The 23,895-nt window shown below is 72.4% G+C and carries 24 protein-coding genes; 12 read left to right on the forward strand and 12 right to left on the reverse strand.

Annotated elements, in window-relative coordinates:
- Positions 1-24 precede the first annotated feature (24 nt).
- Together ACQPXG_RS11445 and ACQPXG_RS11450 are read left to right on the forward strand one after the other, a co-directional pair.
- Complete coding sequence (locus tag ACQPXG_RS11445) at positions 25-1,383, forward strand: cytochrome P450 (protein WP_433467625.1); 1,359 nt, start codon at positions 25-27, stop codon at positions 1,381-1,383.
- Complete coding sequence (locus tag ACQPXG_RS11450) at positions 1,380-2,189, forward strand: SDR family oxidoreductase (RefSeq protein ID WP_433467626.1); 810 nt, start codon at positions 1,380-1,382, stop codon at positions 2,187-2,189. The genes ACQPXG_RS11445 and ACQPXG_RS11450 overlap by 4 nt, the downstream gene beginning before the upstream one ends.
- On the opposite strand, the gene ACQPXG_RS11455 is transcribed toward ACQPXG_RS11450, so the two are convergent.
- Positions 2,186-3,049 (reverse strand): oxygenase MpaB family protein, encoded by an 864-nt coding sequence (locus tag ACQPXG_RS11455; protein WP_433467627.1) that lies wholly within the window; start codon positions 3,047-3,049, stop codon positions 2,186-2,188. The genes ACQPXG_RS11450 and ACQPXG_RS11455 overlap by 4 nt on opposite strands.
- Before the next feature lie 104 nt (positions 3,050-3,153).
- Between ACQPXG_RS11455 and ACQPXG_RS11460 the strand changes: the two genes are divergently transcribed.
- Together ACQPXG_RS11460 and ACQPXG_RS11465 are read left to right on the forward strand one after the other, a co-directional pair.
- Positions 3,154-3,774, forward strand: a complete 621-nt coding sequence (locus ACQPXG_RS11460; protein WP_433467628.1) for a TetR/AcrR family transcriptional regulator — start codon at positions 3,154-3,156, stop codon at positions 3,772-3,774.
- Positions 3,775-3,852: 78 nt separating this feature from the next.
- Positions 3,853-5,370: a carboxylesterase/lipase family protein gene (locus ACQPXG_RS11465; protein WP_433467629.1), complete on the forward strand. Its 1,518-nt coding sequence runs from the start codon at positions 3,853-3,855 to the stop codon at positions 5,368-5,370.
- On the opposite strand, the gene lhgO is transcribed toward ACQPXG_RS11465, so the two are convergent.
- The 3 genes from lhgO to hisN form a co-directional block, all read right to left on the reverse strand.
- Positions 5,367-6,554 (reverse strand): L-2-hydroxyglutarate oxidase, encoded by a 1,188-nt coding sequence (gene lhgO, locus ACQPXG_RS11470; protein ID WP_433467630.1) that lies wholly within the window; start codon positions 6,552-6,554, stop codon positions 5,367-5,369. The two genes, ACQPXG_RS11465 and lhgO, sit on opposite strands and share 4 nt — an antisense overlap.
- 75 nt (positions 6,555-6,629) lie before the next feature.
- Positions 6,630-6,821: a hypothetical protein gene (locus tag ACQPXG_RS11475; protein WP_141577897.1), complete on the reverse strand. Its 192-nt coding sequence runs from the start codon at positions 6,819-6,821 to the stop codon at positions 6,630-6,632.
- Positions 6,822-6,950: 129 nt separating this feature from the next.
- Positions 6,951-7,754 (reverse strand): histidinol-phosphatase, encoded by an 804-nt coding sequence (hisN, locus tag ACQPXG_RS11480; RefSeq protein WP_433467631.1) that lies wholly within the window; start codon positions 7,752-7,754, stop codon positions 6,951-6,953.
- A gap of 135 nt (positions 7,755-7,889) precedes the next feature.
- Here hisN and ACQPXG_RS11485 point away from each other — a divergent pair, with 135 nt between their 5' ends.
- The gene (locus tag ACQPXG_RS11485) at positions 7,890-8,738 is read left to right on the forward strand and encodes a hypothetical protein (RefSeq protein WP_433467632.1); all 849 of its coding nucleotides are present in this window, start codon (positions 7,890-7,892) and stop codon (positions 8,736-8,738) included.
- Here the strand turns inward: ACQPXG_RS11485 and ACQPXG_RS11490 are convergent.
- The 7 genes from ACQPXG_RS11490 to ACQPXG_RS11520 all read right to left on the reverse strand — a co-directional run bounded on the left by ACQPXG_RS11490 (position 8,735) and on the right by ACQPXG_RS11520 (position 16,449).
- Complete coding sequence (locus ACQPXG_RS11490; RefSeq protein ID WP_433467633.1) at positions 8,735-10,228, reverse strand: FAD-binding oxidoreductase; 1,494 nt, start codon at positions 10,226-10,228, stop codon at positions 8,735-8,737. The genes ACQPXG_RS11485 and ACQPXG_RS11490 overlap by 4 nt on opposite strands.
- Before the next feature lie 49 nt (positions 10,229-10,277).
- Positions 10,278-11,786: a serine/threonine-protein kinase gene (locus ACQPXG_RS11495; RefSeq protein ID WP_433467634.1), complete on the reverse strand. Its 1,509-nt coding sequence runs from the start codon at positions 11,784-11,786 to the stop codon at positions 10,278-10,280.
- Positions 11,787-11,825: 39 nt separating this feature from the next.
- Positions 11,826-12,821, reverse strand: a complete 996-nt coding sequence (rsgA, locus tag ACQPXG_RS11500; protein WP_433467635.1) for a ribosome small subunit-dependent GTPase A — start codon at positions 12,819-12,821, stop codon at positions 11,826-11,828.
- A gap of 29 nt (positions 12,822-12,850) precedes the next feature.
- Positions 12,851-14,122 (reverse strand): 3-phosphoshikimate 1-carboxyvinyltransferase, encoded by a 1,272-nt coding sequence (gene aroA / locus ACQPXG_RS11505; protein WP_433467636.1) that lies wholly within the window; start codon positions 14,120-14,122, stop codon positions 12,851-12,853.
- 76 nt (positions 14,123-14,198) lie between these two features.
- Entirely contained in the window at positions 14,199-14,909 is a 711-nt protein-coding gene (locus ACQPXG_RS11510) for a zf-HC2 domain-containing protein (RefSeq protein WP_433467637.1), read from the reverse strand.
- Positions 14,906-15,511 carry a sigma-70 family RNA polymerase sigma factor gene (locus ACQPXG_RS11515; RefSeq protein WP_433467638.1) on the reverse strand — a complete coding sequence of 202 codons (606 nt, stop codon included), beginning with the start codon at positions 15,509-15,511 and terminating at the stop codon, positions 14,906-14,908. Before ACQPXG_RS11515 ends, ACQPXG_RS11510 begins: the two co-directional genes overlap by 4 nt.
- 107 nt (positions 15,512-15,618) lie before the next feature.
- Positions 15,619-16,449: a DoxX family membrane protein gene (locus ACQPXG_RS11520; protein ID WP_433467639.1), complete on the reverse strand. Its 831-nt coding sequence runs from the start codon at positions 16,447-16,449 to the stop codon at positions 15,619-15,621.
- Positions 16,450-16,501: 52 nt separating this feature from the next.
- Between ACQPXG_RS11520 and ACQPXG_RS11525 the strand changes: the two genes are divergently transcribed.
- A complete protein-coding gene (locus ACQPXG_RS11525) occupies positions 16,502-17,296 on the forward strand; it encodes an SOS response-associated peptidase (RefSeq protein WP_433467640.1) in 795 nt (264 codons plus the stop codon).
- Between the two features lie 68 nt (positions 17,297-17,364).
- On the forward strand, positions 17,365-17,655 hold the full coding sequence (locus ACQPXG_RS11530; RefSeq protein ID WP_433467641.1) for a TraR/DksA family transcriptional regulator: 291 nt from the start codon (positions 17,365-17,367) through the stop codon (positions 17,653-17,655).
- 6 nt (positions 17,656-17,661) lie between these two features.
- Here the strand turns inward: ACQPXG_RS11530 and ACQPXG_RS11535 are convergent, their stop codons facing one another.
- Positions 17,662-18,447 carry a methyltransferase domain-containing protein gene (locus ACQPXG_RS11535; protein WP_433467642.1) on the reverse strand — a complete coding sequence of 262 codons (786 nt, stop codon included), beginning with the start codon at positions 18,445-18,447 and terminating at the stop codon, positions 17,662-17,664.
- 342 nt (positions 18,448-18,789) lie between these two features.
- Here ACQPXG_RS11535 and ACQPXG_RS11540 point away from each other — a divergent pair, with 342 nt between their 5' ends.
- The 5 genes from ACQPXG_RS11540 to ACQPXG_RS11560 all read left to right on the forward strand — a co-directional run bounded on the left by ACQPXG_RS11540 (position 18,790) and on the right by ACQPXG_RS11560 (position 23,875).
- Entirely contained in the window at positions 18,790-19,425 is a 636-nt protein-coding gene (locus ACQPXG_RS11540) for a sigma-70 family RNA polymerase sigma factor (RefSeq protein WP_433469943.1), read from the forward strand.
- Entirely contained in the window at positions 19,422-19,718 is a 297-nt protein-coding gene (rsrA, locus tag ACQPXG_RS11545) for a mycothiol system anti-sigma-R factor (RefSeq protein ID WP_433467643.1), read from the forward strand. The genes ACQPXG_RS11540 and rsrA overlap by 4 nt, the downstream gene beginning before the upstream one ends.
- Before the next feature lie 19 nt (positions 19,719-19,737).
- Positions 19,738-20,664, forward strand: a complete 927-nt coding sequence (locus ACQPXG_RS11550) for an NAD-dependent epimerase/dehydratase family protein (protein WP_433467644.1) — start codon at positions 19,738-19,740, stop codon at positions 20,662-20,664.
- Positions 20,665-21,186: 522 nt separating this feature from the next.
- Positions 21,187-22,536, forward strand: a complete 1,350-nt coding sequence (locus ACQPXG_RS11555; RefSeq protein WP_433467645.1) for an HD-GYP domain-containing protein — start codon at positions 21,187-21,189, stop codon at positions 22,534-22,536.
- 10 nt (positions 22,537-22,546) lie between these two features.
- Positions 22,547-23,875 carry an HD-GYP domain-containing protein gene (locus ACQPXG_RS11560; RefSeq protein WP_433467646.1) on the forward strand — a complete coding sequence of 443 codons (1,329 nt, stop codon included), beginning with the start codon at positions 22,547-22,549 and terminating at the stop codon, positions 23,873-23,875.
- The last annotated feature ends 20 nt before the right edge of the window (positions 23,876-23,895 follow it).

A 23,895-nucleotide genomic window follows, 5' to 3' on the forward strand; every position in this document is an offset into this window, starting at 1 on the left:
TTGTTGCACGCCTCCGGAGGGTTCATGACGAGCGTCCTCGCGCCGCCGCCGCAGGGCAGCGGCCTGAAACCGGTCCCCGGCGTGCCCGGCGTCCCGTACATCGGCAGCACGCTCGCCGTGATGCGCGACCCGATCGGGATGGCCCGCAAACGGTACGCCGAGTACGGCGCGGTCTCCTGGGGATGGCTGCTCGGCCAGCGGACGGTCACCGTCCACGGACCGGAGGCTGCCGAGGTCGTCCTGGTCAACCGGGACAAGGCCTTCGCGAACGGGCCCGCGTGGAGCTACTTCATCGGCCCGTTCTTCAACCGCGGCATCATGCTCCTCGACTTCGAGGAGCACCTGCACCACCGCCGCATCATGCAGCAGGCGTTCACCCGCCCCCGGCTGCGCGCCTACATGGACGCGATGGCGCCCGGCATCGTCAAGGGCGTCGAGTCGTGGGAGCCGGGCCAGGGATTCAAGGTCTACGACCACGTCAAGAAGCTCACGCTCGACCTCGCGGCGGACGTCTTCATGGGCGTCGAGCTGGACGACGCCGAACGCGCGCGGATCAACGGCGCGTTCATCGACGCCGTCCGCGCGGGGACGGCCTACGTCCGCTACCCCGTCCCCGGCCTGCGCTGGCACCGCGGTCTGCGGGCCCGCAAGGTCCTGGAGGAGTTCTTCCATCGGCACCTGCCCGCCAAGCGCCGCGACGGTGGAGACGACCTGTTCGCGGCGCTGTGCCAGGCCGAGACCGACGACGGCGAGCGGTTCACCGACGAGGACGTCGTCAACCACATGATCTTCGCGCTGATGGCGGCGCACGACACGACCACCATCACGCTGACGACCATGGCGTACTACCTGGCCAAGCACCCCGAATGGCAGGAAACGCTGCGCGAGGAGTCACTGGACCTCGGCACGGCGCAGCCCGGCTTCGACGACCTGGACGCCTTCACCGGCATCGACATGGTGATGAAGGAGTCGATGCGCTTGGTCACGCCCGTCCCGGCGCTGCCGCGCAAGGTCGTCAAGGACACCTCCATCCTCGGGTTCCACATCCCGGTGGGCACGACCGTCGTGGTGCCGATGCTCAGCAACCACCACATGGCCGACTGGTGGACCGACCCGGACGAGTTCGACCCCGGGCGGTTCTCCCCGGAACGCCGCGAGGACAAGGCCCACAAGTACGCGTGGTCGCCGTTCGGCGGCGGCGCGCACAAGTGCATCGGGATGCACTTCGCCGGGATGCAGGTGAAGACGATCCTGCACCAGGTGCTTCAGCGGTATCGGTGGAGCGTGCCCGCGCGATACGAATGGCCGCTGGACACCACGTCCCTTCCGTCGCCGAAGGACGGCCTGCCCGTTCGTCTCGACCGTCTGGAGCAGAGCTCATGAGCAAGGTCGTCGTCATCACCGGGGCCGCGCGGGGGATCGGCCTCGCCACCGCCCGCGCGCTGAAGGCGAAGGGCGCCACGGTCGTCATCGGCGACATCGACGAGGCCGCCGTCAAGGAGGCCGCCGAGTCGCTCGGCGTCACCGGCCTGGCCGTGGACGTCACCTCCCGCGAGTCGTTCACCGCGTTCCTCGACCGGGCCGAGGAGACCGCCGGGCCGCCCGACGTCCTGATCAACAATGCGGGGATCATGCCGATCGGGCCGGTCACGGACGAGAGCGACGCCGACGCCCGCCGCTGCGTCGACATCAACCTGCACGGCGTCATGCTCGGCACCAAACTCGCGCTCGGCCGGATGCTGCCGCGCGGTTCGGGCCACATCATCAACGTCGCCTCGCTCGCCGGCGTGATGTTCACCCCGGGCCTCGCGCTCTACAACGCCAGCAAGGCCGCCGTCGTCGCGTTCACCGAGGCGACCCGGCTGGAGGTGCGGGACCGGGGCGTCCATGTCAGCGCGGTCCTGCCGACGTTCACCAACACCGACCTGGTCGCCGGGACGAGCAGCCCGAGGGGCCAGCGCAACTGCGAGCCCGAGGACATCGCCGCCGCCGTCGTCGAGCTGATCGGCCGCCCGCGCCCGCAGGTCGTCGTCCCGAAGAAGCTCGGAAGGCAGGCCCGGCTCGGGGCGCTGCTGCCCGACCGGGTCAGGCGGGCCGTCGCCCGCCGCTACGGGCTCGACAAGATCTTCCTGGAGTACGACCCGGAGGTCCGCAAGGCGTACGACGCCAGGATCCGCACCGGGTCCTAGGCGGCCCCGGCCGCCCGCCGGGCCCTGCGGAAGGCACGGCGGGCCTGGGGGAGGTAGCGGACGGCCTCGGGGAGCAGCGGCCACACGCGGTTCGCCGCGCGGACGGTTGCCGCGAACCGCCGGTACCGGCGCTCGTCGGCGGCGGTCCACGGGAGATCCAGCAGTTCGCGCATCCGCGGGTGGAGGCCGCCGACCGTGATGAACCGGGCGACCGCGTTCAGCGGCGGCGACACCGTCCGCCACACCGGTGCCGGGACCTTCGCGGGGGCGGGCAGGCCCTTCGTGACGTAGCCGACCCCGTACCGGGCGGTCTTGTGCGGGACGATCCCCTCGTCCAGCATCCGCTTCCAGTACGCCTGGAACGCCTCCCAGCCGTCCGGCATGGGCCGGTCGCTGACCCCGTACATCCGGAACCAGGTCTTGGACTCCTCGTAGATCTGGTGCTTCTCCGCCTCGTCCAGGGGCCCGATGAACGTTTCGACGCCGTACAGCATGTTGTCGAGGAAGGTCGCGTGCGCCCAGTAGTAGGTCTCGGGATCGAGCGCGTGGTATCGGGAGCCGTCCGGCATCGTCCCCTTGATGTCGCGGTGGTAGTCGCGGACCCTCCGGCCCGTCTCGGCGGACCGCTCCGCGCCGTACACCGTGTCCAGGATCGGCCCGGCCGACCGCTTCACCCGCGCGAACGTGTCGGAGAAGAACACCGAATGGTCGAGGACGCCCTGGCCGAGCGCGGGGAGCATGTTCTGCAGGACGGCCGCCCGCGGCCCGACGAGGACCATCCGGGTGTCGCCGAAGTAGCGCCAGGTCAGCGAGCCGGGCCCGAGGGGAGCCGGGGGTCGCGCGTCGGCCTGGTCCGTCATGTGCACCGCCGGAGTCCGAGACAGAACTACAGAACGACGATTATTGTAACTGTGTTGCATGCGGCGGCGGCGAACCGGGCGCCCCGGAGGGCTAGGGTGCGGCTATGACCACGGACGCGACACTGCGGGACCGGCTCGCGACCCCGGAAGCCGACGCCGACGATCTCGACACCCGCATCCTCGACGCCGCGCTCGCGGAGTTCGAGAGCTACGGGCTGCGCAGGGTCAGCGTCGAGGACGTCGCCAAGCGGGCCGGGGTCGCGCGCACCACGATCTACCGCCGGTTCACCAACAAGGAGCAGCTGCTCCAGGCCGTGATCCTGCGCGAGTGCCGCCGGTTCCTCACCGCGATCGCCGAGGCCACCGAGGATCTGGCGTCCCCCGAGGACGCGGTGGTCGAGGGGTTCGTCGTCGGGCTGCAGAGCGCCCGCACCCACCCGCTCATGACGCGCGTCCTGACGAGCGAGCCGGAGGCGTTCCTGCCGCAGCTCAGCATGAACGGTGGCGCGGTGATGCTCGCCGCCCGCGACATCCTCGCCGACCGGCTGCGCCGCGCCCGCCCCGGCGACGCCGAGGACCACGACACCGTCGCCGAGGTGCTGCTGCGCCTCGCGGTGTCGCTGCTGCTCCTGCCGGGCGGCGGGCTCACCCTGGACGACGAGGACGCCATCCGCGCGTTCGCCCGCGACTACCTCACCCGGATGCTGCGCCCCGGAAACGGCTGACGCCGGACGTTCCGCCGCCTGCGCCCGTCCCGTACGCTCCTGGTCATCGAATTTCGTTCTAGAGCCGGAGGCGGCGGCATGGCAGCGGTCGTTCAGACGTCCTGTGGGAAGGTTCGCGGCACGGTGCGGGACGGCATCACCGCCTTCCTCGGCATCCCCTACGCCGCGCCGCCGTTCGGGCCGAACCGCTTCCGGCCGCCGCGCCCGCCGGAGCCGTGGGACGGCGTCCGCGACACCGTCGAATACGGGCCGACCGCCCCCAAGCCGGGCTACCCCCGGCCGTTCGACACGCTCGTTCCGGACCCCGGTATCCCGGGTGAGGACTACCTGAACCTGAACGTCTGGACGCCGTGTTTCTCGGGAGGTACAGGGGGGTCGTCCCCGCTGGGTGACGCGTCGCCGGAGCCCGGGGGCCCGGGGTTGCCCGTCATGGTGTGGATCCATGGCGGCGCCTTCCGGAACGGGTCCGGCGCCGTGCCCGTGTACGACGGCCACAACTTCGCGCGCGACGGCGTCGTCTGCGTGACGATCAACTACCGGCTCGGCGTCGAGGGCTTCGCGAATCTGCCCGGCGCGCCGCTCAACCGGGGGCTGCGCGACCAGATCTTCGCGCTGGAGTGGGTCCGCGACAACATCGCGGGCTTCGGCGGCGACCCCTCCCGGGTCACGGTGTTCGGCGAGTCGGCCGGCGGGATGAGCGTCACCACCCTGCTCTCCCTCGACCTCGGGCTCTTCCACCGCGCCATCGCGCAGAGCGGCGCCGGCGCCATCGCCCAGGACCCGGCCGACGCGATGCTCGTCACCGCGGAGATGGCCGCGCGGCTCGGCGTGGAGCCCACCGCGGAGGCGTTCGCCGCGCTCGACCCAGCCGCGATCATCCCCGTGCAGAACGCCGTCGCCGCCGAGGTCTCCATGGTGCCCGACCCCGGCCGCTGGGGCGTCACCACCGCGGCGGGAGGGATGTCGTTGACCCCGGTGCTGGACGGCGAGCTGCTCACCCGCCGCCCCGAGGACGCCATCGCGGACGGCGCCGGAAGCGACGTGGATCTGCTCATCGGCTACACGTCCGAGGAGTTCCGGTTCTTCCTGATGCCGACCGGTCTCGCCGCCCAGCTCACCGACGACGTGCTGGGCTTCGTCACCGCGGGCATGGGCGTCCCGTCCGGGCTGCCCGCCGCCTACCGCGACCACCACCCGGACATGACGGCCGGCGAGCTGATGGCGACGATCATCACCGACAGCCTGTTCCGCATCCCCGCCGACCGCGCCGCCGCCGGGCACGCCGCATCGGGCGGGCGGACCTGGATGTACGAGTTCGCCTGGCGGTCGCCCAACCACGACCTCGGCGCCTGCCACGCGCTGGAGCTGGGGTTCGTGTTCGACAACCTCACCGGAGAGCGCGAGGGCCTGACCGGGCCGAACCCGCCGCAGGCGCTCGCCGACCGGATGCACCGCGCCTGGGTGGACTTCGCCGTCGCCGGAGACCCCGGCTGGGCGCGGTTCGACCCGTCCACGCGTTTGGTGAACGTCTTCGACGGCCCGGCCGACGAGGTCGTCAACGACCCGCACGGCGATGACCGCAAGCTCTGGGACTAGAACCCCTCGGTGACGTGCTCCGCGATGGCCAGAGAGGACGTCGCGGCCGGGGACGGGGCGTTGCGGACGGTGGTGACAGGGCCGAGACGTCCCATGCGGAAGTCGTCGACGAGGGAGCCGTCGGGGTCCACCGCCTGGGCGCGGACTCCGGCGGGTGCCGGGACGACGTCGGCGGCGGTCAGTTCCGGGACGAAGCCGCGCGCTTCGGCGACGAACGCCCGCTTGACCGCCGAGCCGTAGAGCTCCCTTGCGCCCGTCCGCCAGTGTTGCCGGGCGAGGTGACGGAAGCCCGGCCAGCGGAGGGTCTCCCACAGGTCCGCGGGGCGGACGTCGCGCCGCCGGTAGCCCTCCCTGGCCAGGGCCAGGACGGCGTTGGGGCCGACGTCCACGCCGCCGTCCACACGGCGCGTGAAGTGCACTCCGAGGAACGGGTAGCGGGGGTCGGGGACGGGATAGATGAGGCCGCGAACGAGGTCCGTCCTGGACGGGACGAGCCGGTAGTACTCGCCCCGGAACGGGATGATCGCCGGGGCCGGGGAGTCGCCCGCCAGCCGCGCCACCCGGTCGGACTGGAGGCCCGCGCAGACCACCAGCCGGTCGAACGTCAGCTCTTCGTGCGGGGAGGCGACCGTGACGCGGTCGCCCGCCCGGCCGATGCGGACGACCTCGAAGCCGAGCCGGACCTCGCCGCCACCCTTGGTCACGTCCTCGGCGAGTGAACGGGCCACCGCCGGAAAGTCGGCGATGGCCGTGGTGGGGGAGTGCAGGGCGGCGACCCCGGCCGCGTGGGGTTCGATCTCGCGCAGTTCCCCGCCCGTCAGGCGCCGCAGCCCCGGAACCCCGTTGGCCGTCGCGCGCCGCTCGATCTCGTCCAGGGCGGCCAGTTCGGCGGCGTCGCGCGCCACGACCACCTTGCCGCACTCCTCGTACGGCAGGTTCCGGTCGGCGCAGTAGTCCTTGAGCAGGCCGATTCCGCGCCTGCACAGCGTCGCCTTCAGGGAGCCGGGCTCGTAGTAGAGGCCCGCGTGGGCGACGCCGCTGTTGTGGCCCGTCTGATGGGCCGCGACACGGTCCTCCTTGTCCAGGACCGTCACCTTCACGTCCGGACGCGTCTCCGCCAGCCGGCGCGCGATCGCCAGCCCGAGAATGCCCGCGCCGACGACGCCGGCCCGTGTCTCCGCCACACCCGCACCCTAACGGCGCGGGCTCCGCTCACTCTGGGGGCCGCCCCCTCTGGCCCCCGGCGACGGTGTGGTGCGTCAGCTCCCGAGCCGCTTGCGTCCCTGCGCGCGGACCCGCTTGCGCTGGGACGGGTCGAGCATCATGTACCCGACGAGCGGTGCGCCGAGGACTCCGAGAATGATCAGCGCGCTGAGCCACCAGGGGAACACGAACAGCGTCAGGAAGCCGACGACGACGCCGCCGATCACGAGCTTTGTCTGGGTCGACATCTGGTACCTCCGTTTACGGGCCGCCCATCATGTCAACGGCCGTCCCGCGACCGCTGTTCCACGATATGTCGCGAGTCTCGCCGAAGGCCAGGCCGCGCCCCGTAAGATCCGCAGCCAGTTCCGGGCCCGTCAGATCCGCAGCGACAGTTGCCCGCCGCCCAGGGTGCGGAGGACCTCGGCGTGCAGCCTGCCGTTGGTGCAGACCACGCTGCCGCCGTCCGGGCCGGGGACGCCGGTCAGGTCGGTGAACATGCCGCCGGCCTCCTCCACGATCACCTGGAGCGCGGCGAGGTCCCACAGGGACACCTCGGGCTCGGCGGAGACGTCGATCGCGCCCTCGGCGACCATCATGTGCGACCAGAAGTCGCCGAACGCCCGCGTCCGCCACACCGACCGGGTCAGCTCCAGGAAATGGGTGAGGCGGCCCTGCTCCTCCCATCCGCTGAGGCTGGAGAAGGACAGCGACGCGTCGGCCAGATCGCCCACGGCCGACACGTTCATGCGGGTGGCGCGGGTGAGGCTGCGGCCCGTCCAGGCGCCGCCGCCGCGGGCCGCCCACCAGCGGCGGTTGAGCGCGGGCGCCGACACGACGCCGACGACGATCTCGTCGTTCTCCATCAGGGCGATCAGCGTCGCCCACACCGGGACGCCACGGACGAAGTTCTTCGTCGCGTCGATCGGGTCGATGATCCAGCAGCGGTTGCCGTAGCCGGTCTTGCCGTACTCCTCGCCGATCACCGCGTCCCGCGGGCGGGCCCGCTTCAGGGTGCCGCGGATCTGCTCCTCGACGCTGCGGTCGGCGTCGCTGACCGGCGTCAGGTCCGGCTTGGTCTCGATGGCGAGATCGAGAGCGCGGAAACGCCTGGTCGTGATGTCGTCGGCCCCGTCCGCCAGCACATGCGCGAGACGCAGGTCATCGGAATAGCCCGCCACGGCGTGCAACGCTACCCTGATCACCGCCTGTCCAGACACACTTACCCGGCTCGATCCGGCTTTTCGGTCGGCCGGACGTGGCGCGCCGGGCGCGATGAGCCGTTTCGCGGGACGGGTGATGGCAGCATGGGGGCCATGGCGCACGACCTTCCCGAGTGGGTGGCCGAGCTGACCGACCCACGCCGGGCGGAAACGCTCGACGAGCTCGCCGACCGCCTCGTCCCCCTGGCAGAGCACGCCATCGACGTGTCCCGTCGATTGCAGGCGCAGCTCAACGAGCTCAACGACCCGTTCAAACGCGAGGCGCTGTACGGGCGCGTGGAACGGCTGAAGGCCCGGGTGGGCGATGCCCTGGACGAGATCACCGGCGAGATCGCCGCGTCCGGGGAGGAGCGCATCGAGCGGGTCTGGGCGGACTGGGCCGACCGGGCGGGCCCCGGCGGCGGCGGCGCGCGGGAACGGGAACTGCGGCGGCTCCTCGACCGCGACATCGTCCCGGTGCTGTCCAGGCAGCAGCAGGACGTCGCCGAGCGCGTCGCCGAGCGCACCTCCGGGGCGCTGGAGGGCGCGACGCAGATCCTGCTGACCCGGGTCGAGGAACTGGCCAAGGCGGTCACCGACCTGATCCACGACGTGCTCCCGCTGGCCCGCGAGGGCCTGACCCTCGCCAGCCGGATCTCGACCCTCTCTAGCCACGCGCGGAAGGCCGGGCGGGGCCCGGTCCCGGACGAGCTGAAGACCGCCGGGGCCGAGACGTCCCGTGCGTTCGACGAGGCCGTCGCGCGGCTGGAGCTGGAGTGGGCCGCGCTCGGCGCCCGGTCGGCGACCGTCCGGGCCGCGCTGCGCGGCGCCGAGGAGAGCGCGTTCAGCCAGGTCACCGAGGAGATGACCCGGTGCGTGGAAGAACTCGCGCCCCGGCACGTCCAGGCGCTGAACGAGGCCGAGGCGAAGGCGCGGAGCCTTTTCGAGGAGTCGAGGGGCTAGACGGCCTGCGGAAAGCGGAACAGCCGGCCGGGGTCGTAGGCCGCCTTCACCTTCCTGAGGCGGTCCACGTTCGGGCCGTAGTAGGCGTGCGCCCAGTCCTTGAGGCCGGCGTCGATGTAGTTCACATAGGCCGCGCCGCCGATGTAGGGCTCCATAGCGCCGTGGGTGGCGGACAGCCAGGCGTCGTCGGGCGCGAGGTACTGGACGCAGAACAGGCCCTTGCGATGCGGGAAGGCGGTGTCGCCCGGCCCTACGCGCGCTATGGCGGCGCCCATCGCGTCCATGAGCACCGACCGGTTCCGGACATCGTTGCCCTTGCCGAAGCGGTCCAGGAGGGCGCTGATCGCGTCGTCGGGGAGCGGCTTGTAGGCGACGTGCGACTTTCCGGAGTAGTCGGTCCGGGGAAAGGCCCCGGCGGGATTCTGGCCGGGCAGCGAGCCCTGCTCGTGGCACTGCCCGACGGTCTGGCCCGCACAGCCGCCCATGAACTTCATCGCGTCCATGTAGGAGCGGCTCTGCGCGCTCGATGAGGCGGGGTCGGCGTTCGTGGCGGCCGACAGCCGGTTCATGTGCCCGTCCGCGTCGGCGAGCGCCACCCCGGTGACCTCGATGCTCGGGGTGCCCTGGTCGGGTTCGGTGTCCAGGTGGAGGCTCGTCCAGACCTCGCCGGGCGCGGCCGGGGCCCACCGCTGCCAGCCGCGGATCACGTCGGCGGCCTTCGACCATGGCCAGCGCAGGCTGAACGGCGTGACGTCGCCGACCTCGTGCGTCCGGAACGTGAACGAGGCCGCGACGCCGAAGTTGCCGCCGCCTCCGCCGCGGCACGCCCAGAACAGGTCCGCGTTCCGCTGCGCGTCGCAGGTGACGACACGCCCGTCCGCTGTGACGACCTGGACCGACTCCAGGACGTCACACGACAGCCCGTACGCGCGCGATGTCACGCCCAGGCCGCCGCCCAGCGTCAGGCCCGCGACACCTACCGTGGGGCAGCTTCCGGCAGGGACGCTCACACCGTCGTCGGCGAGCTTGTCGTACACGTCGATCAGGCGGGTCCCGGCGCCGACGACGGCGTGGTCGCCGTCACGCTTCACCGTGTCCATGGGGGAGACGTCGATGAGAAGGCCCGTGCCCGTCGACCAGCCCGCGTAGCTGTGGCCGCCGCAACGCACCGCGACCGGCATCCGTTTCAACGTCGCGAACGCAAGGCATTCGGAGACGTCCTGTGGCGTCTCGCAGTAGGCGATGCCCGCCGGGCGGACGCGGTCGTAGCGCGGGATGTAGAGGCGCCTGGCCGCGGCGTAGGAAGTATCGGACGGCCGGATCAGCCTGCCGTCCAGGCCGCGTTCCAGGGCGTTCCAGTCGGCCGGACCCGTCGGGGCAGGCCGGGACGGCGAGGGCCGGTGGGCGCCCGGGCTCGGCTTCTCCTCCGAACACCCCGCGACGGCCAGCGTGCCGAGGATCGTCGCCTTGAGGACCGCTCGCCGCTCCATGCCGTCATTGTCCCGGCGATCGCTCACGAGTTGGTGCAACTCCTGCTTTTCAGGACGGCGCCCGGAATGTGCCGAGGAACGTCTCGAAGTACCGGACGCGCTGGTCCCAGTCCTTCTGCGCGCCGGCCAGGATCGCCTGGTACATCGCGTTGTCGAACTTGAACACACGCACCCGCGCCCGGCCTGGCTTTCCGTCCTTGGTGAAGGTGAACTGTGCCTCGGCCGCCTGCCCGCCCAGGTAAGAGATGTTCCGGGTGAATTTCTCCTGCTTGAAGTCGGGATACTGAGAGGTGTCGCTCTTCATGCCGTTGACCGCGGAGGCGAGAGCGTCCCCGGGGTCGGCTTCGGCGGAGTCGATGCGCTGGATCGCGAACCCGAGCGTCACGCCTGGGGCAGGGTCGCGGAAGGTGACGTCGTCACCCGAGGGCTCCTGCTTCCATCCTTGGGGAACGGCCGCCTCGAAGGCCGAGCCCCGGTACAGCTCGTACCCGGCGGGCACCCCGTTCTTGCCGGTTTCGCCGGTCTTTTCGCCGTCGTTGTCGCCGCCGTTGGCGAACACCACGATCGCGACCACGGCGGCGACCAGCGCGGCCGTGAAGATCCCCGCCGGGACCAGCAGCGGCCAGGGCATCCCCCGCCGCCCGCGCGGCGGCACCGCCGGCGGGGACGCGGGCGACTCGACCGTCGGCGGGACGGCCGGCGGCTGCAGCGTCACGTTGTGAGGCGGCGCCGCGGACGGCGTGTGGAGCGGCGCACCGTTCGCGATCTGCCGGAGCATCCCCTCGGCCTCGTCGGGGCGCATCCTCTGCTCGGGGTCCTTGCGCAGCAGCCCGTGGAGGACGGGTGCCAAGGGCCCGGCGAGCCGGAGGGGGTCCGGGTCGTCCGACAGCAGGGCCGCCATCACGCCCCACACGTCCGGGCGCCGGTACGGCGGCCGGCCCTCCACCGCCGCGTACAGCGTCCCGCCCAGCGACCACAGGTCGGACGCCGGGGTGGCCTTCTGGTGCCGGGCCTGTTCGGGCGCCAGGTACGCGGGCGACCCGACGATGGCCCCCGCCTGCGTGAGGGTCTCGTCGCCCGCCATCGTCGCGATCCCGAAGTCGGTCAGGACGGCCCGGCCGCGCGGCATCAGCACGTTCCCCGGCTTGACGTCCCGGTGCACCACTCCGGCGGCGTGCGCGGCGCCCAGCGCGTCCAGCAGGTCCAGGCCGATCGCCGCGACCCGGCCCGGCGGCAGCGGCCCCTCCCGCGCGATGACCGCGTCCAGGCCCTCCGCCCGGACGAGCTGCATCACGATCCAGGGGCGGCCGTCCTCCTCCACGACGTCGTACACGGTCACGATGCCGGGATGGTCGAGCCGCGCCGCCGACCGCGCCTCCCGGAAGGTCCGCGCGTAGATCCGCTCGACCTGCGCGTCGTCCAGCCCCTGTGGCAGCGACACCTCCTTGATCGCGACCTCGCGGCCGAGCGTGCGGTCGCGGGCCCGCCAGACGGCGCCCATCCCGCCGCGGCCGAGCACCTCCACCAGCTCGTAACGCGTTGCGATCAACCGGGACATAGAGGCGACCATACCGACGGGACGGCCTGCCGTCGCGGGCTATTCGGCCTCACCCTCGCGGCTGGCGAGGAGGCGGCGGAGGGAGTCCAGGCGGGCGCGGCTGGCGTGGCCCTCCTCGACCCAGCCGTCCAGCCCGCAGCTCTCTTGCAGGTGGTCGCAGTGGGGCGGGCAACGCTCGGCCGCGCCCTCCGCGAGGTCCTCGAACGCGTTGATCACGTTCTCCGGGTCGACGTGTGCGAGACCGAAGCTGCGCACGCCCGGGGTGTCGATGATCCAGCCGTCCCCGCCGGGCAGCTCCAGCGCGATCGCCGACGAGGACGTGTGCCGGCCGCGGCCGGTGACCGCGTTGACGTGGCTGACCGCCCGCTCCGCGTCCGGAACGAGGGCGTTCACCAGGGTCGACTTGCCGACCCCCGAGTGGCCGACGAGGACGCTCGTCCGGCCGGTCAGGTGACCGCGCAACCCGTCCAGGTCGCCGCCGCGCCGCGTCACCACGTACGGGACGCCGAGCGGCGCGTACTCGGCGACCAGGCCGTCCGCGTCGGCGAGGTCGGCCTTGGTCAGGCAGAGCAGCGGGTCCATCCCGGCGTCGTAGGCGGCGACGAGCTGCCGGTCGATCATCCGCGGGCGCGGCTCGGGATCCGCCAGCGCCGTCACGATGACGAGCCGGTCGGCGTTCGCGACGATGATCCGCTCGAACGGGTCGGTGTCGTCGGCGGTGCGGCGCAGCGACGACGTGCGCGGCTCGACCCGCACGATCCGGGCGAGGGTGTCCTGCTCGCCGGAGACGTCCCCGACCAGCGCCACGCGGTCGCCCACGACGACCCCCTTGCGGCCGAGCTCGCGGGCCCGCATCGCGGTCACGGCGCGCTCGTCGCCGGTGCCGGGATCGGCCAGGCAGCGGTACCGGCCCCGGTCCACCGCGATCACGAACCCGGGCGAGGCGTCCTCGTGCGCGGGACGACGGCGGGTGCGCGGCCGCGACCCGCGGCGCCCGGGCCGCACCCGGACGTCGTCCTCGTCATAGTCGTGCACTCGTCGTGCCAGTGGTCCGGTCCCTGCTGTCAGGCGGGCGCCAGCATCGACGCCCACTGCCGGGTGAAGTTCGGAAGAGTCTTGCCCACGGTGCCCGGATTCTCCACTTCGATGCCGGGAACGGCCAGGCCGAGAACGGCCGCGGCCATCACCATGCGGTGGTCGTCGTAGGTGTGGAACACGCCGCCGCGCAGCGGCCTCGGCCTGATCTCCAGGCCGTCCGGCAGCTCGGCGGCGTCGCCGCCGAGCGCGTTGATCTCGGCGGCCAGCGCGGCGAGCCGGTCGGTCTCGTGGCCGCGCAGGTGCGCGATGCCCGTCAGCCGGGACGGCGAGTCCGCCAGGGCCGCGAGGGCCGCGAGCACCGGGGTCAGCTCGCCGACCTCGTGCAGGTCGGCGTCCAGCCCGGAGAACCCGCCGGCGCCGCGCACCGTCAGGCCGTCCGGCCCGTGCGACACCCCGGCGCCCATCGCGGCGAGCAGCCCGCGCAGCGCGTCGCCCGGCTGCGTCGTGTCGGACGGCCAGTCCGGGACGGTGACGCGCCCCCCGGTGACCAGCGCCGCGCCGAGGAACTGCGCCGCGTTCGACAGGTCCGGCTCGATCACCCGTTCGCCGCCGCGCAGCGGACCGGGCGCCACGCGCCAGACGTTGTGCTCCGTCTCGACCTCGGCGCCCGCCTGGCGGAGCATCCGGACGGTCATCGCCAGGTGCGGCGCGGACGGCACCGGCGGCCCCTCGTGCCTGACCTCCACGCCCTTCTCGAACCGCGGCGCGGCCAGCAGCAGCCCCGACACCAGCTGGGACGACGCCGACGCGTCGATGGTCACACGTCCGCCGCTCACCGAGCCCGAGCCGCGGACGGTGAACGGCAGCGCCCGCCGCCCGCCGTCGTCGATCTCGGCGCCGAGGGCCCGCAGCGCCGAGATGATCGGGCCCATCGGCCGCTCGCGGGCGCGCGGGTCGCCGTCGACGGACACCTCACCGGACGCCAGCGCCGCGACCGGCGGCAGGAACCTCATCACCGTCCCGGCGAGCCCGACGTCGACGCGGGCCGGGCCGGCCAGCCGCTCCGGCGTCACCTGCCAGTCCGCGGCGTCCTCCCCGATGCCCACGCCCAGCGCGCGCAGGGCGTCCGCCATCAATTCCGTGTCGCGGCTGTGCAGGGGCCGGGTGACGCAGACCGGCGCCTCGGCCAGCGCGGCCAGGATCAGCGCCCGGTTGGTCATCGACTTCGAGCCGGGCAGCGGCACGACGGCGTCCACCGGGGCATGGGCGACCGGGGCGGACCAGTGCGGAGAGGACATGCCCCAAGGTTATCCGGCCGGCCGCCACCGGCCCGACGGCGATCAGAGCGGGACCGGCATCAGAGCGGGACCGGCATCAGAGCGGGATCGTCAGCAGCGTCCCGCCGCTGTCGAGCCGCACCTCGAAATGGTCGATCTGGCCGCGGCCGAGCCCCGTCCCGCCCTGCATGATCAGCGGCTTCGGCGAGCCAGGCACGCCGTACCCCTTGTCGGGGACGCTCCAGCCGGCGACGACGCTGCGGTCACCGTTCTTGCCCACGGCCTCCAGGTGGCACTTCAGCGGCCCCTTGATGCCGCGCAGCTCCAGCCCGACCTGCGTGCCCCACCCCTTGTCGACGAGCCCGACGGTGCCGGACGCGCCCGTGCTCGCGTTCGTCGCGTGGAACCTGTCGCCCGCGATGGCCTGCGCCGCCGGCGGCTTCTGGTCGTAGCCCTCGTCGTTCAGCGCGGTCCCGATGCCGACGCCCGCGGCCAGCGCCACACCGGCCGCGGCGGCGCCGAGGACGTACGCGCCGCGCCGGAACCGCCGGTCGGCCCGCCGCCGGCGGCGCACCATGTCGATCACCGGCGCCGGGGCCGTGGACGGCCGGTCCGCGCCCGCCTCCCAGCCGGGTTCGGCGGCGGGTGCCAGCCCGGAGAGGGCGTCGGCCGTCCCGGACAGCGCCGCCAGCTCGGCGCGGCACGATCCGCACTCCCGCAGATGCGCCTCGAACTCCCGCCGGTCGCCGTCTTCGAGAAGGCCCAGCGCGTAGGCGCCGACATCGGTGTGCTCGACCTGGGAACTCAAGACGTCACCCCCCTCTCCTCCAAGGCGACGCGCAATGCGCGCAGCGCGTAGTACACGCGGGACTTGACCGTCCCCACCGGGATGCCGAGGTACTCGGCGGCCTGGTTCACCGTCCGGTCGCGCAGCACCGTCTCGGTCAGCGCCTGCCGGTGCGCGGGCGACAGCGAGTCCAGGGCCTCGGTCACCACGACCTTGCGAAGCAGCGCGTCCATCTCGTCCGCCATCGGCAGGTTCTCCAGAGGGCCGTCGCCGACCTCCGGCGGCCGGACCTCGCGCTGCCGCCGGTTGTCGATCACGATACGCCGGGAGACCGTGGCCAGCCACGGCATCAGCGAGGACGTCCGGTCGTCGAGCCGGTCCGCGCTGCGCCATGCCCTGATCATGGTCTCCTGCACGACGTCCTCGGCCCACGGGCGGTCACCGCCCGTCAGCCGGAGGACGAACGCGAGGAGTGGCCGATGGTACTCGCGGTACAGCGCGGCCACCATCTCCTCGTCCTGCACGGCCGCGTCGTACTGCTGGGCGGGTCGCGCCGGGCCGGGGCGGCGGAGCAGGCTCCGCAACCCGCCGCTCTGGCGACCGGTCGATCCGGGAACTGCCATGGCCGGGGCGTCTCCGTCGTGGTGGAAGGCGGTCACCAGGCAGTACGGGACCGCCCGGGTCCGCGGTTCAACGCCTTTGAGGTTCTTTTAAGGTTCTCTTTGGAAAGTCAGCGTTTGACCGCCTGAAGGACCTTGCCCGCCTGCACGGCGGTTCCCGTTCTGACCGTCTTGCCGGCCTTCATGGCCTGGGCCGTCCGCGTCGCCGTACCGGCCTTGATCGACTTGCCCGCGGACTTGCCCGCCTTCGCCGCCTTTCCGGCGCGGGCGGTCGCCGCGGCCCGGACGTCCGAGCCGCCCCGGGCGAGCCGGCCGGCCTTGAACGCGGTGCGCGTCCTGACGGTCTTGCCGGACCTCGCCGCCTTCGCGGACTGCTTGGCGGCCTTGCGCCCGCCCTCGGCGCGGGCGATGCGCACCTGCCGGGCCGCCTCCCGGCGCGCCTCCCGCAGCGTGGCGGCGGCCTCCCGGCGCAGCGCCTTGGCCTCGGCGCCGGTCTTGATCTGCGTCTCGCGGGCCGCGCGACGCAGTTCCGCGGTCCGCGGCGGGCGGCGCGGCTCGGTCGCCACCATGAGCAGCGCGCCGAACATGCCGGCGTTCTTCAGCAGGTGCGAGCGCTCGCCTGCGCGGCGGTCGGGGTCGTCCTCGGTCCAGTAGCGATGCTCGGTCGCCAGGGCCGGGACCAGCTGCGCGGCGAGCAGCAGCGTGGTCAGCCGCCGGAACCTCCCGGTGAGCAGCAGCACGCCGGTGCCGACGCTGAGCGCGCCCTCCATCCGGACGAGCGTCTCGGCGTCCTTCGGCAGCCAGTCGATCCGGTCGGCCACCGGCTTGACGGCCGGGCCGACCCGCTCGGCGCGTTCCCGCGGGTCTCGGAGGACGTCCAGGCCGGTCATGATGTACGGCGCCGCCACGAACGAGCGGGCCATGGTCGTGATGGGTCGCATGACCCGCTACATGCCCAGCGCGCCGCGCCTCAAGCGCGGCAGGATGGGACCCATGTGCGGACGCTATGCCACCACCCGTGCGCGGCAGGAGCTGCTGGACGAGTTCCAGGTACAGCTCGACGCGGTCGACGGGGACATCCAGCCCGACTACAACGTCGCGCCCACCAAGCAGGTCCCCGTCGTCCTGACGCGGCGGCCCAAGGACGAGCCGGAGGAGGCCGCCGCGGTACGGCAGCTGCGGACGGTCCGCTGGGGGCTCGTCCCGTCCTGGGCCAAGGACCTGTCGATCGGCTCGCGCATGATCAACGCGCGCTTCGAGACGGTGCACGAGAAGCCGTCGTTCCGCCGCGCGTTCGCGAGGCGGCGCTGCCTGCTGCCCGCGGACGGCTATTTCGAGTGGTACACGATCCAGGACCAGGGCGGCGCGCCGGAGCCGGCCGAGGGCGAGAGGAAGGCCAAGCAGAAGCCGCAGAAGCAGCCGTACTTCATCCACCCCGGCGACGGCGCGGTCATGGCGATGGCCGGGCTTTACGAACTCTGGAAGTCCCCCGAGGACGAGTGGTTGTGGACGTGCACCGTCATCACCACCGACGCGCCGGACGACCTCGGCCGGATCCACGACCGGATGCCGATGATCGTCGAGCCGGACCGCTGGGACGCCTGGCTCGATCCGGCGCTCACCGACACCGAGCAGGTGCGCGGCCTGCTGGTCCCGGCCATGGCCGGGACAATGGACGCCTACCCGGTGTCAAAGGCGGTCAACAGCGTGCGAAACAACGGCCCGGAACTCATAGAACCGGCGATTTCTGGGGATAGTTTCGGCAACCATTCCGACAGCCTGTTCTGACGGGGGCTTTACCGGGAGGAGTTCGCCGCACCGTGGACGCCGCCGCCGCCCGTTCCCGCCTTCGAGGCATGCTGGAAGATCTCGACCGCTCCATCGCCATTCTCCGCGGGGAGAGCCCGGAACGGGACGCGTCCGCCGCGGACGCCGGGGCGGGCCTCACCGCCCACGAGCGTGTGGAGGCGGCCCTGGACGCGCTCGAACGGCACCGCGGCGGGGTGCTCGCGGCCCTGGAGCGGATCGGCGCCGGAACCTACGGCCGCTGCGTCGGCTGCGGCCGGCCCGTCCCCGAGGGGCGCCTGGAGGTACGTCCCGACGCGGCCCGCTGCATCCCGTGCCAGACCAAGCACGACCGCCGGTGACCCCGCCTAGCGGCGCGCGCTGGCCAGCAGGTGGATGCCCAGGGACTCGTCGGTCTGCTGGGCGTTGAGCTCCGTGCGGACGAGGCGGGGCAGAGCGCGCGGGGATTCGCCCAGGACGTGCTCGACCGTCGACGGGGACAGCACGGTGCGGGGCCTGATCCACTCGCATTCGAAGCCCGCGTCGGCGAGCAGCTCGCGGAGCTGGTGGGACGAGAAGGAGCGGGTGATCGTCCCGTCCGGCCAGGGCACGAGGACGACCTCGGCGCTCGGGACGTCCGACAGGTGCGCCCAGTAGTTCCGCTCGGCCAGCAGCGCCATGCCGAGGGTGAGCGAGTCGACGCAGACCAGGACGCGGCCGCCGGGCCGCAGCACGCGGGCGATCTCGGCGATGGTGGTCTCGGTGGCCAGGTGGCGGGAGAGCACGCGGTTCTCGGCGACGACGGCGTCCACCGAGGCGTCCGCGAGGTAGGAGAGCGTCCCGGAGTCGCCGATCAGCGGGATCGTTCCCTCGGCCGGGCGCCCGGGCGCGGGCCGGGCGCGGCGTTCGGGGTCGCGCACCTCCAGCACCGCGTGACCGGCCGCGGCGGCCTGGGCCGCGCTGCGTCCGTGACCGCCCGAGACGTCCAGTACGCGGGACGGCCTGCGCGGCAGCCACCGGGCGAGCTGGGCGTCCGCCACCGCCCGGTAGAACGTCCAGTAACGCGCCAGGGCGTCCGCCGACCCGTCTCCGGAGGTGTCACGCAGGCTGGCGACGGTGGGCTCGGAAGGTTGCGCCGAAGGCACCGAGTGCACCAATTGCTCCTGTTCTAGCCGTGTATGTCACATCTTTCCCCGTCCAGGGCCGGTCATCACCCTGAGTGAGGGACGGGCTGCTGCGACCCGATGTCCGGCAGGCCTTCCCCGCCGGGGAATCGCCCGGGAATCGGCGGGGGAGTTCCGGTGTTGCACCGTCTCACAGCCCAGTACAGCGGAGGTGCGAACCAGATGACCACAGCCGTCGCCGATCAGCAGTCGAGGGCGGGTACGGCGGCGCCCCGCGGCGACGCGCGGGCACCCGCCCGCGTGAGCAGGCCGCGCGGACCGATATCGTCTGTGGGAAACGGCGCCGCCGGCCCTGTCAAGGGCAGCCCGGTCATGGGCAAGGGCGCCATCACAGCCGAGGGGGTGGGTCAGGTACCGGGCACCACGGAGACCGTGGAGCAGCGCCAGGAGCGCTTCCAGCGCGACGTGCTCCCGTTCTTGGACCAGCTTTATTCGGCCGCGCTGCGCATGACGCGCAACCCGGCGGATGCCGAGGACCTCGTTCAGGAGACCTTCGCCAAGGCGTTCGCGTCCTTCCACCAGTTCAAGGAAGGCACCAACCTCAAGGCGTGGCTCTACCGCATCCTCACCAACACGTTCATCAACTCCTACCGCAAGAAGCAGCGCCAGCCGCAGCAGGCCGCCACCGAGGACATCGAGGACTGGCAGATCGCGCGCGCCGAGTCGCACACCTCCAGCGGGCTGAAGTCCGCGGAGGCCGAGGCGCTGGAGCACCTGCCCGACTCCGACGTGAAGCGGGCGCTGCAGGACCTGCCGGAGGAGTTCCGCATCGCCGTCTACCTCGCCGACGTCGAGGGCTTCGCGTACAAGGAGATCGCCGAGATCATGGGCACGCCCATCGGCACGGTGATGTCCCGTCTGCACCGGGGCCGGCGCCAGTTGCGCGGCATGCTGGAGGACTACGCTGAAGAGCGCGGGCTCACCCGTGCGAGCAGGGGGTCAGCATGAGCTGCGGCAACCACCACGAGACGCCGTGCGACGAGGTCCTCGCCCGGGTCTACACCTATCTCGACGGTGAGCTCGACCAGGGCGGCTGCGGCGAGGTACGCCAGCACCTCGACGAGTGCGGCCCCTGCCTTCGCGAGTACGGGCTCGAAGAGGCCGTCAAGAAACTCGTGAACAAGTCCTGCGGCTGCGAGCAGGCGCCGACCGACCTGCGCGCCAAGGTGCTCGGCCGCATCGAGGAGATCTGCGGCGACATCCAGTCGTCCGGAAGCGCCGGCAAGACCGAGAACGCCTGACCGCCGGTATCTTGCCGGTGTGCTCGCACTCGTCACCGGCGCGGCCGGATTCATCGGTTCCCATCTCGTCGACAGGCTCCTCTCGGACGGCCACGAGGTCATCGGCGTCGACGACATGTCGTCCGGCGCCAACGTCCGCCCCGGCCTCGAGCTGTGGGAGATGGACGTCACCGACCCGGCCCTCGTGGAGAAGGCGGCGGTCCGGCGCCCCGAGGTGATCTGCCACCTCGCAGCCCAGGTCAGCGTCCGGCTCAGCGTGGCCGATCCGCTGGGCGACGCCCGCACCAACGTGGTCGGGACGGCCAACGTCCTGGAGGCCTCGCGGGCGGCCGGCGGGCGCAAGGTCGTGTTCACCTCCAGTTGCGCGGTGTACGGGGTGCCGGACGCGCTGCCCGTCCCCCCGGACGCCGAGCTGCGGCCCGCCTCCCCGTACGCGGCGTCAAAGGTGTCCGGCGAGGTCTACGCCGGGATGTACCGGCAGCTGCACGGCATCGACTTCACGACGCTGACGCTGGCGAACGTCTACGGGCCGCGGCAGACGCCCGAGGGCGAGGCGGGCGTCATCTCGATCTTCACGGACGCGCTGCTGTCCGGCCGTCCGACCAAGGTGTTCGGCGACGGCACCCAGACCCGCGACTACGTCTACGTCCTGGACGTCGTGGACGCGTTCGCCCGCGCGGCGGGGGACGTGGGCGGCGGGCGGCGCTTCAACGTGGGCACCGGCGTGCAGACGAGCGACCGTGACCTGCACTCGCTCGTCGCCGAGGCGGCGGGCGCGCCGGACGATCCGGAGTTCGCGCCGCCCCGGCTGGGCGACCTGCCCGCGATGTCCGTCGACCCGCGGGAGACGCGGGAGGCGCTCGGCTGGCGTCCGGGGGTCGGCCTGCCCGAGGGGCTCGCCGAGACGGTCGCCTGGGCGCGGGAGCGGGACGCCGCGCACGGCTGAATGGCCCCCTTGTCCTAATCCCGCAAGATGCCGTTTTGGGGCTCCTTCCTGGGTTTATGAGGGTGCATTCGCGGATGCACGTGCATTCTGGTTGTGCAGACAGATTGTGCGGGTGCGGCGCGAGTATTCGGCCGCGACAATTGATCACTTAAGGTGACGAATGACTCACGCTTTGCTCACGTTTTCCCGCACGCCTGTGTGACCTGGGCAGTTCGCGTTAGGCTTGTGCCGAAATCAGCGACGGGAGCGCGTGCACTCCGGTGAATTCGGGGTATGTGCTCGCCCGGGAAACCTGGACCGCACCGGTCCCGGTGGCCGGCCGTGAGGCCGGACGGCCCGGTTCGGCTGGGGGGAGGCAAGGAGCCATGCTCAAGCGCGTGATGCCGGAGGAACGCGGCGGACGCCCGGGCGCCCCGGCGTCGTCGCTGATGATGACCAAGGGCGTGTCCTGGGTCTAGGTGCCGGCAGGCACGTGTGAGCCCGGCGGCGGCCCGCCATTCGTCACTCCCCGAGGGGCGGCAAATGCGTGGACTACCTCTCGCTGCCTGGGCGTACGTCTGTGGTGTGGTCGCCCTTGCGGCGGGCCTCATCGCGACGTCGTCCTTCGCGGATCTCGACTGGACGAAGCTGGCCGTCCTGGCCCTGCTCTTCCTGATCTGCGACTCGGCGCCCGCACGGCTGAACATCACCCGGGCCAGGGTGTCGCTGAGCTTCGCCGCGAGCCTGGCCTCGGTGGTGCTGCTCGGCCCGGTCGGCGCCGCGCTGCTCGGCCTGTGCGCCCTGGTCACCGGGCAGCGGTTCTTCGCCCCGGTCAAGAGGGTCTTCAACGGCGCGCAGTTCGCGCTCAGCGGCTTCGTCGCCGGGACGGTGTTCGACCTCCTCGGTGGTGACCGGTTCCATCCCGAGCAGGCCCGCTGGGTGGAGAACGTCATCGGGCCGTTCCTCGGCGCCCTGGTCACCTTCGTCCTCGTCAACCTGACCCTGATGGCCGGGGTCCTGCTGCTCAGCCGGCAGGCCGCGCCCCGCGAGCTGCTGCACGAGAGCGGCCAGCTCGCCGTCGGCTGCCTCGGCTACGGCATGGTCGGGCTGCTGATCGCCGGGCTGTGGCCGCGGGTCGGGCCGTTCGCCGCCGTCCTCGTCCTGCTCCCGCTGTTCATCGCCCGCTGGGCGATGGACCAGGCGTACGCGCAGCAGCAGGCGCACGCCGCCACCCTCGCCGCGCTGTGCCAGGCGGTCGAGACCAAGGACTTCTATACCCGCGGCCACTCCGAGCGCGTGTCCCGCGGCTCGGTGATGATCGCGCAGGAGATCGGGATGCGCGCGGACCGGGTCGAGGCGATCCGGTACGCGGGGATGCTGCACGACGTCGGCAAGCTCGGCGTCCCCACCAAGGTGCTGCAGAAGTCGGGCTCGCTCACCGAGGAGGAGTTCGCCGCGATCCAGCTGCACCCGATGCGCGGGCTGGAGATCGTCCGGGAGATCGGGTTCCTGGACGAGGCGCTCGCCGGCATCATGCACCACCACGAGAAGATGAACGGCCGCGGCTACCCGATGGGCCTCGCCGGGGACGAGATCCCCGAGTTCGCCCGGGTCATCTCCGTCGCCGACGCGTTCGACTCGATGACCTCCAACCGCTCCTACCGGGCCGCGCGCACCAAGGAGGAGGCCGTCGAGGAGCTGCGCCGCGGGATGGGCGACCACTTCGACCCGGCGATGGTGGAGGCGTTCCTGCGGGCGCTGGAGCGGGACGGCTGGGAGCCGCCGCGGCCGGTCGTCCTGCCGGACGACGACGTCGTCGAGACCACCCAGCAGGACCACGACGACCCGAGCACCCCCCTGCGGGTCGCCGGCGGCGACGAAGTGCGCCAGTGACGGGACGTCCATGAGCAGTCAGATCCGCGGCCGCGAGCGGGCCGCGTGGCAGACCATCGACTCCGGCCAGCTGCTGCTGATCGCCACCGCCGGGCTGTTCGTCATCGTCGCGATCGCCGAGGTCGCCGCGGTCGGGCTGGCGCAGCCCGACATCGCGATCATCTTCGGCGTGCTGGTCGCGCTGGGCGAGCTGTTCCGCATGGTGATGCCGGGCAACCGGGAGGTCGCGCCGATCGCCGGCGCCGGCGCGATGGGGTACGCGCTGCTGGTCGGCGTCGGCCCGGAGGGCGCGCCCCCGGACGCGCCGCTCGGCGTCGTCGCCGCCGAGCACTCGGCGCTGCAGGTCGTCGCGGTCACCGCGGTCGGAATGCTGGTCGGCTCGCTGCCGCACATCGCGGTCGGCCGGTCGCCGCGGCCGGACGCGATGGCGCGCCGGCTGTTCACCGTCGCGGTCGTCGCGCTGTGCTTCCGGCCCCTGCTGTCCCTCGGCCTCGCCTGGCAGCTGCTGCTGGCGCTGATGGGCCTGGTGGTGGCCGCGTCCTGCTTCACCGACGTGCTGATCGCCGCGATGATCCGGGCGGAGGCCGTGCGGGCGCGGTTCGGCATCGCGCTGCGCGACGAGATCGACGCGAAGATCGCGCTGTGCGCCGCGACCAGCGCGACCGCCATGCTGATCGCGGTCGCCACGACGGCGATGGGCAAGGCCGCGCTGCTGATCTTCACGGTGCCGATCCTGGTGACGCAGTTCGCGTTCCGCCGGTACGCCGGGATCCGCGCGACGTACCTGCAGACCGTCCGGGCGCTGTCCCGGGTCACCGAGGTCGGCGGCTATGTGGAGACGGGCCACTCGCGCCGGGTGTCGATGCTCGCGGTGCAGATGGGGCGCGAGCTCGGGATGTCGGAGGAGGAACTGCTCGAACTGGAGTACGCGGCGCTCATGCACGACATCGGGCAGCTGTCCCTCGGCGACCCGATCCCGGGCGGCGCGACCGTGCTGGCGTCCCCGGCCGAGCAGCGCCGCATCGCCGAGCTGGGCGCCGAGGTGATCAAACAGACGGGTGTGCTGGACAGGGTCGCGCACATCGTCCAGCTGTCGTCGCACCCCTACCGGGCGGGACGCGAGCCGTCCGGCGACTCGGGGGAGCGCCCGATCCCGCCGCCGCTCGCCGGCCGCATCATCAAGGTCGCCAACGCCTACGACGACCTGGTCGGCGACTCGGCCGACCGGGACCGGGGCGCGGCTGTGCTGGAGAGGCTGCGGCTGGACTCGGCCGCCGAGTACGACCCGACCGTGGTGGAGGCGCTCAGCCGCGTGGTGGACCGGCGTCCCCGCCAGTAGAGCTCGTAGGCCACCGCGAC

Source organism: Spirillospora sp. CA-128828, assembly GCF_050945415.1.
Lineage (GTDB): Bacteria > Actinomycetota > Actinomycetes > Streptosporangiales > Streptosporangiaceae > Spirillospora.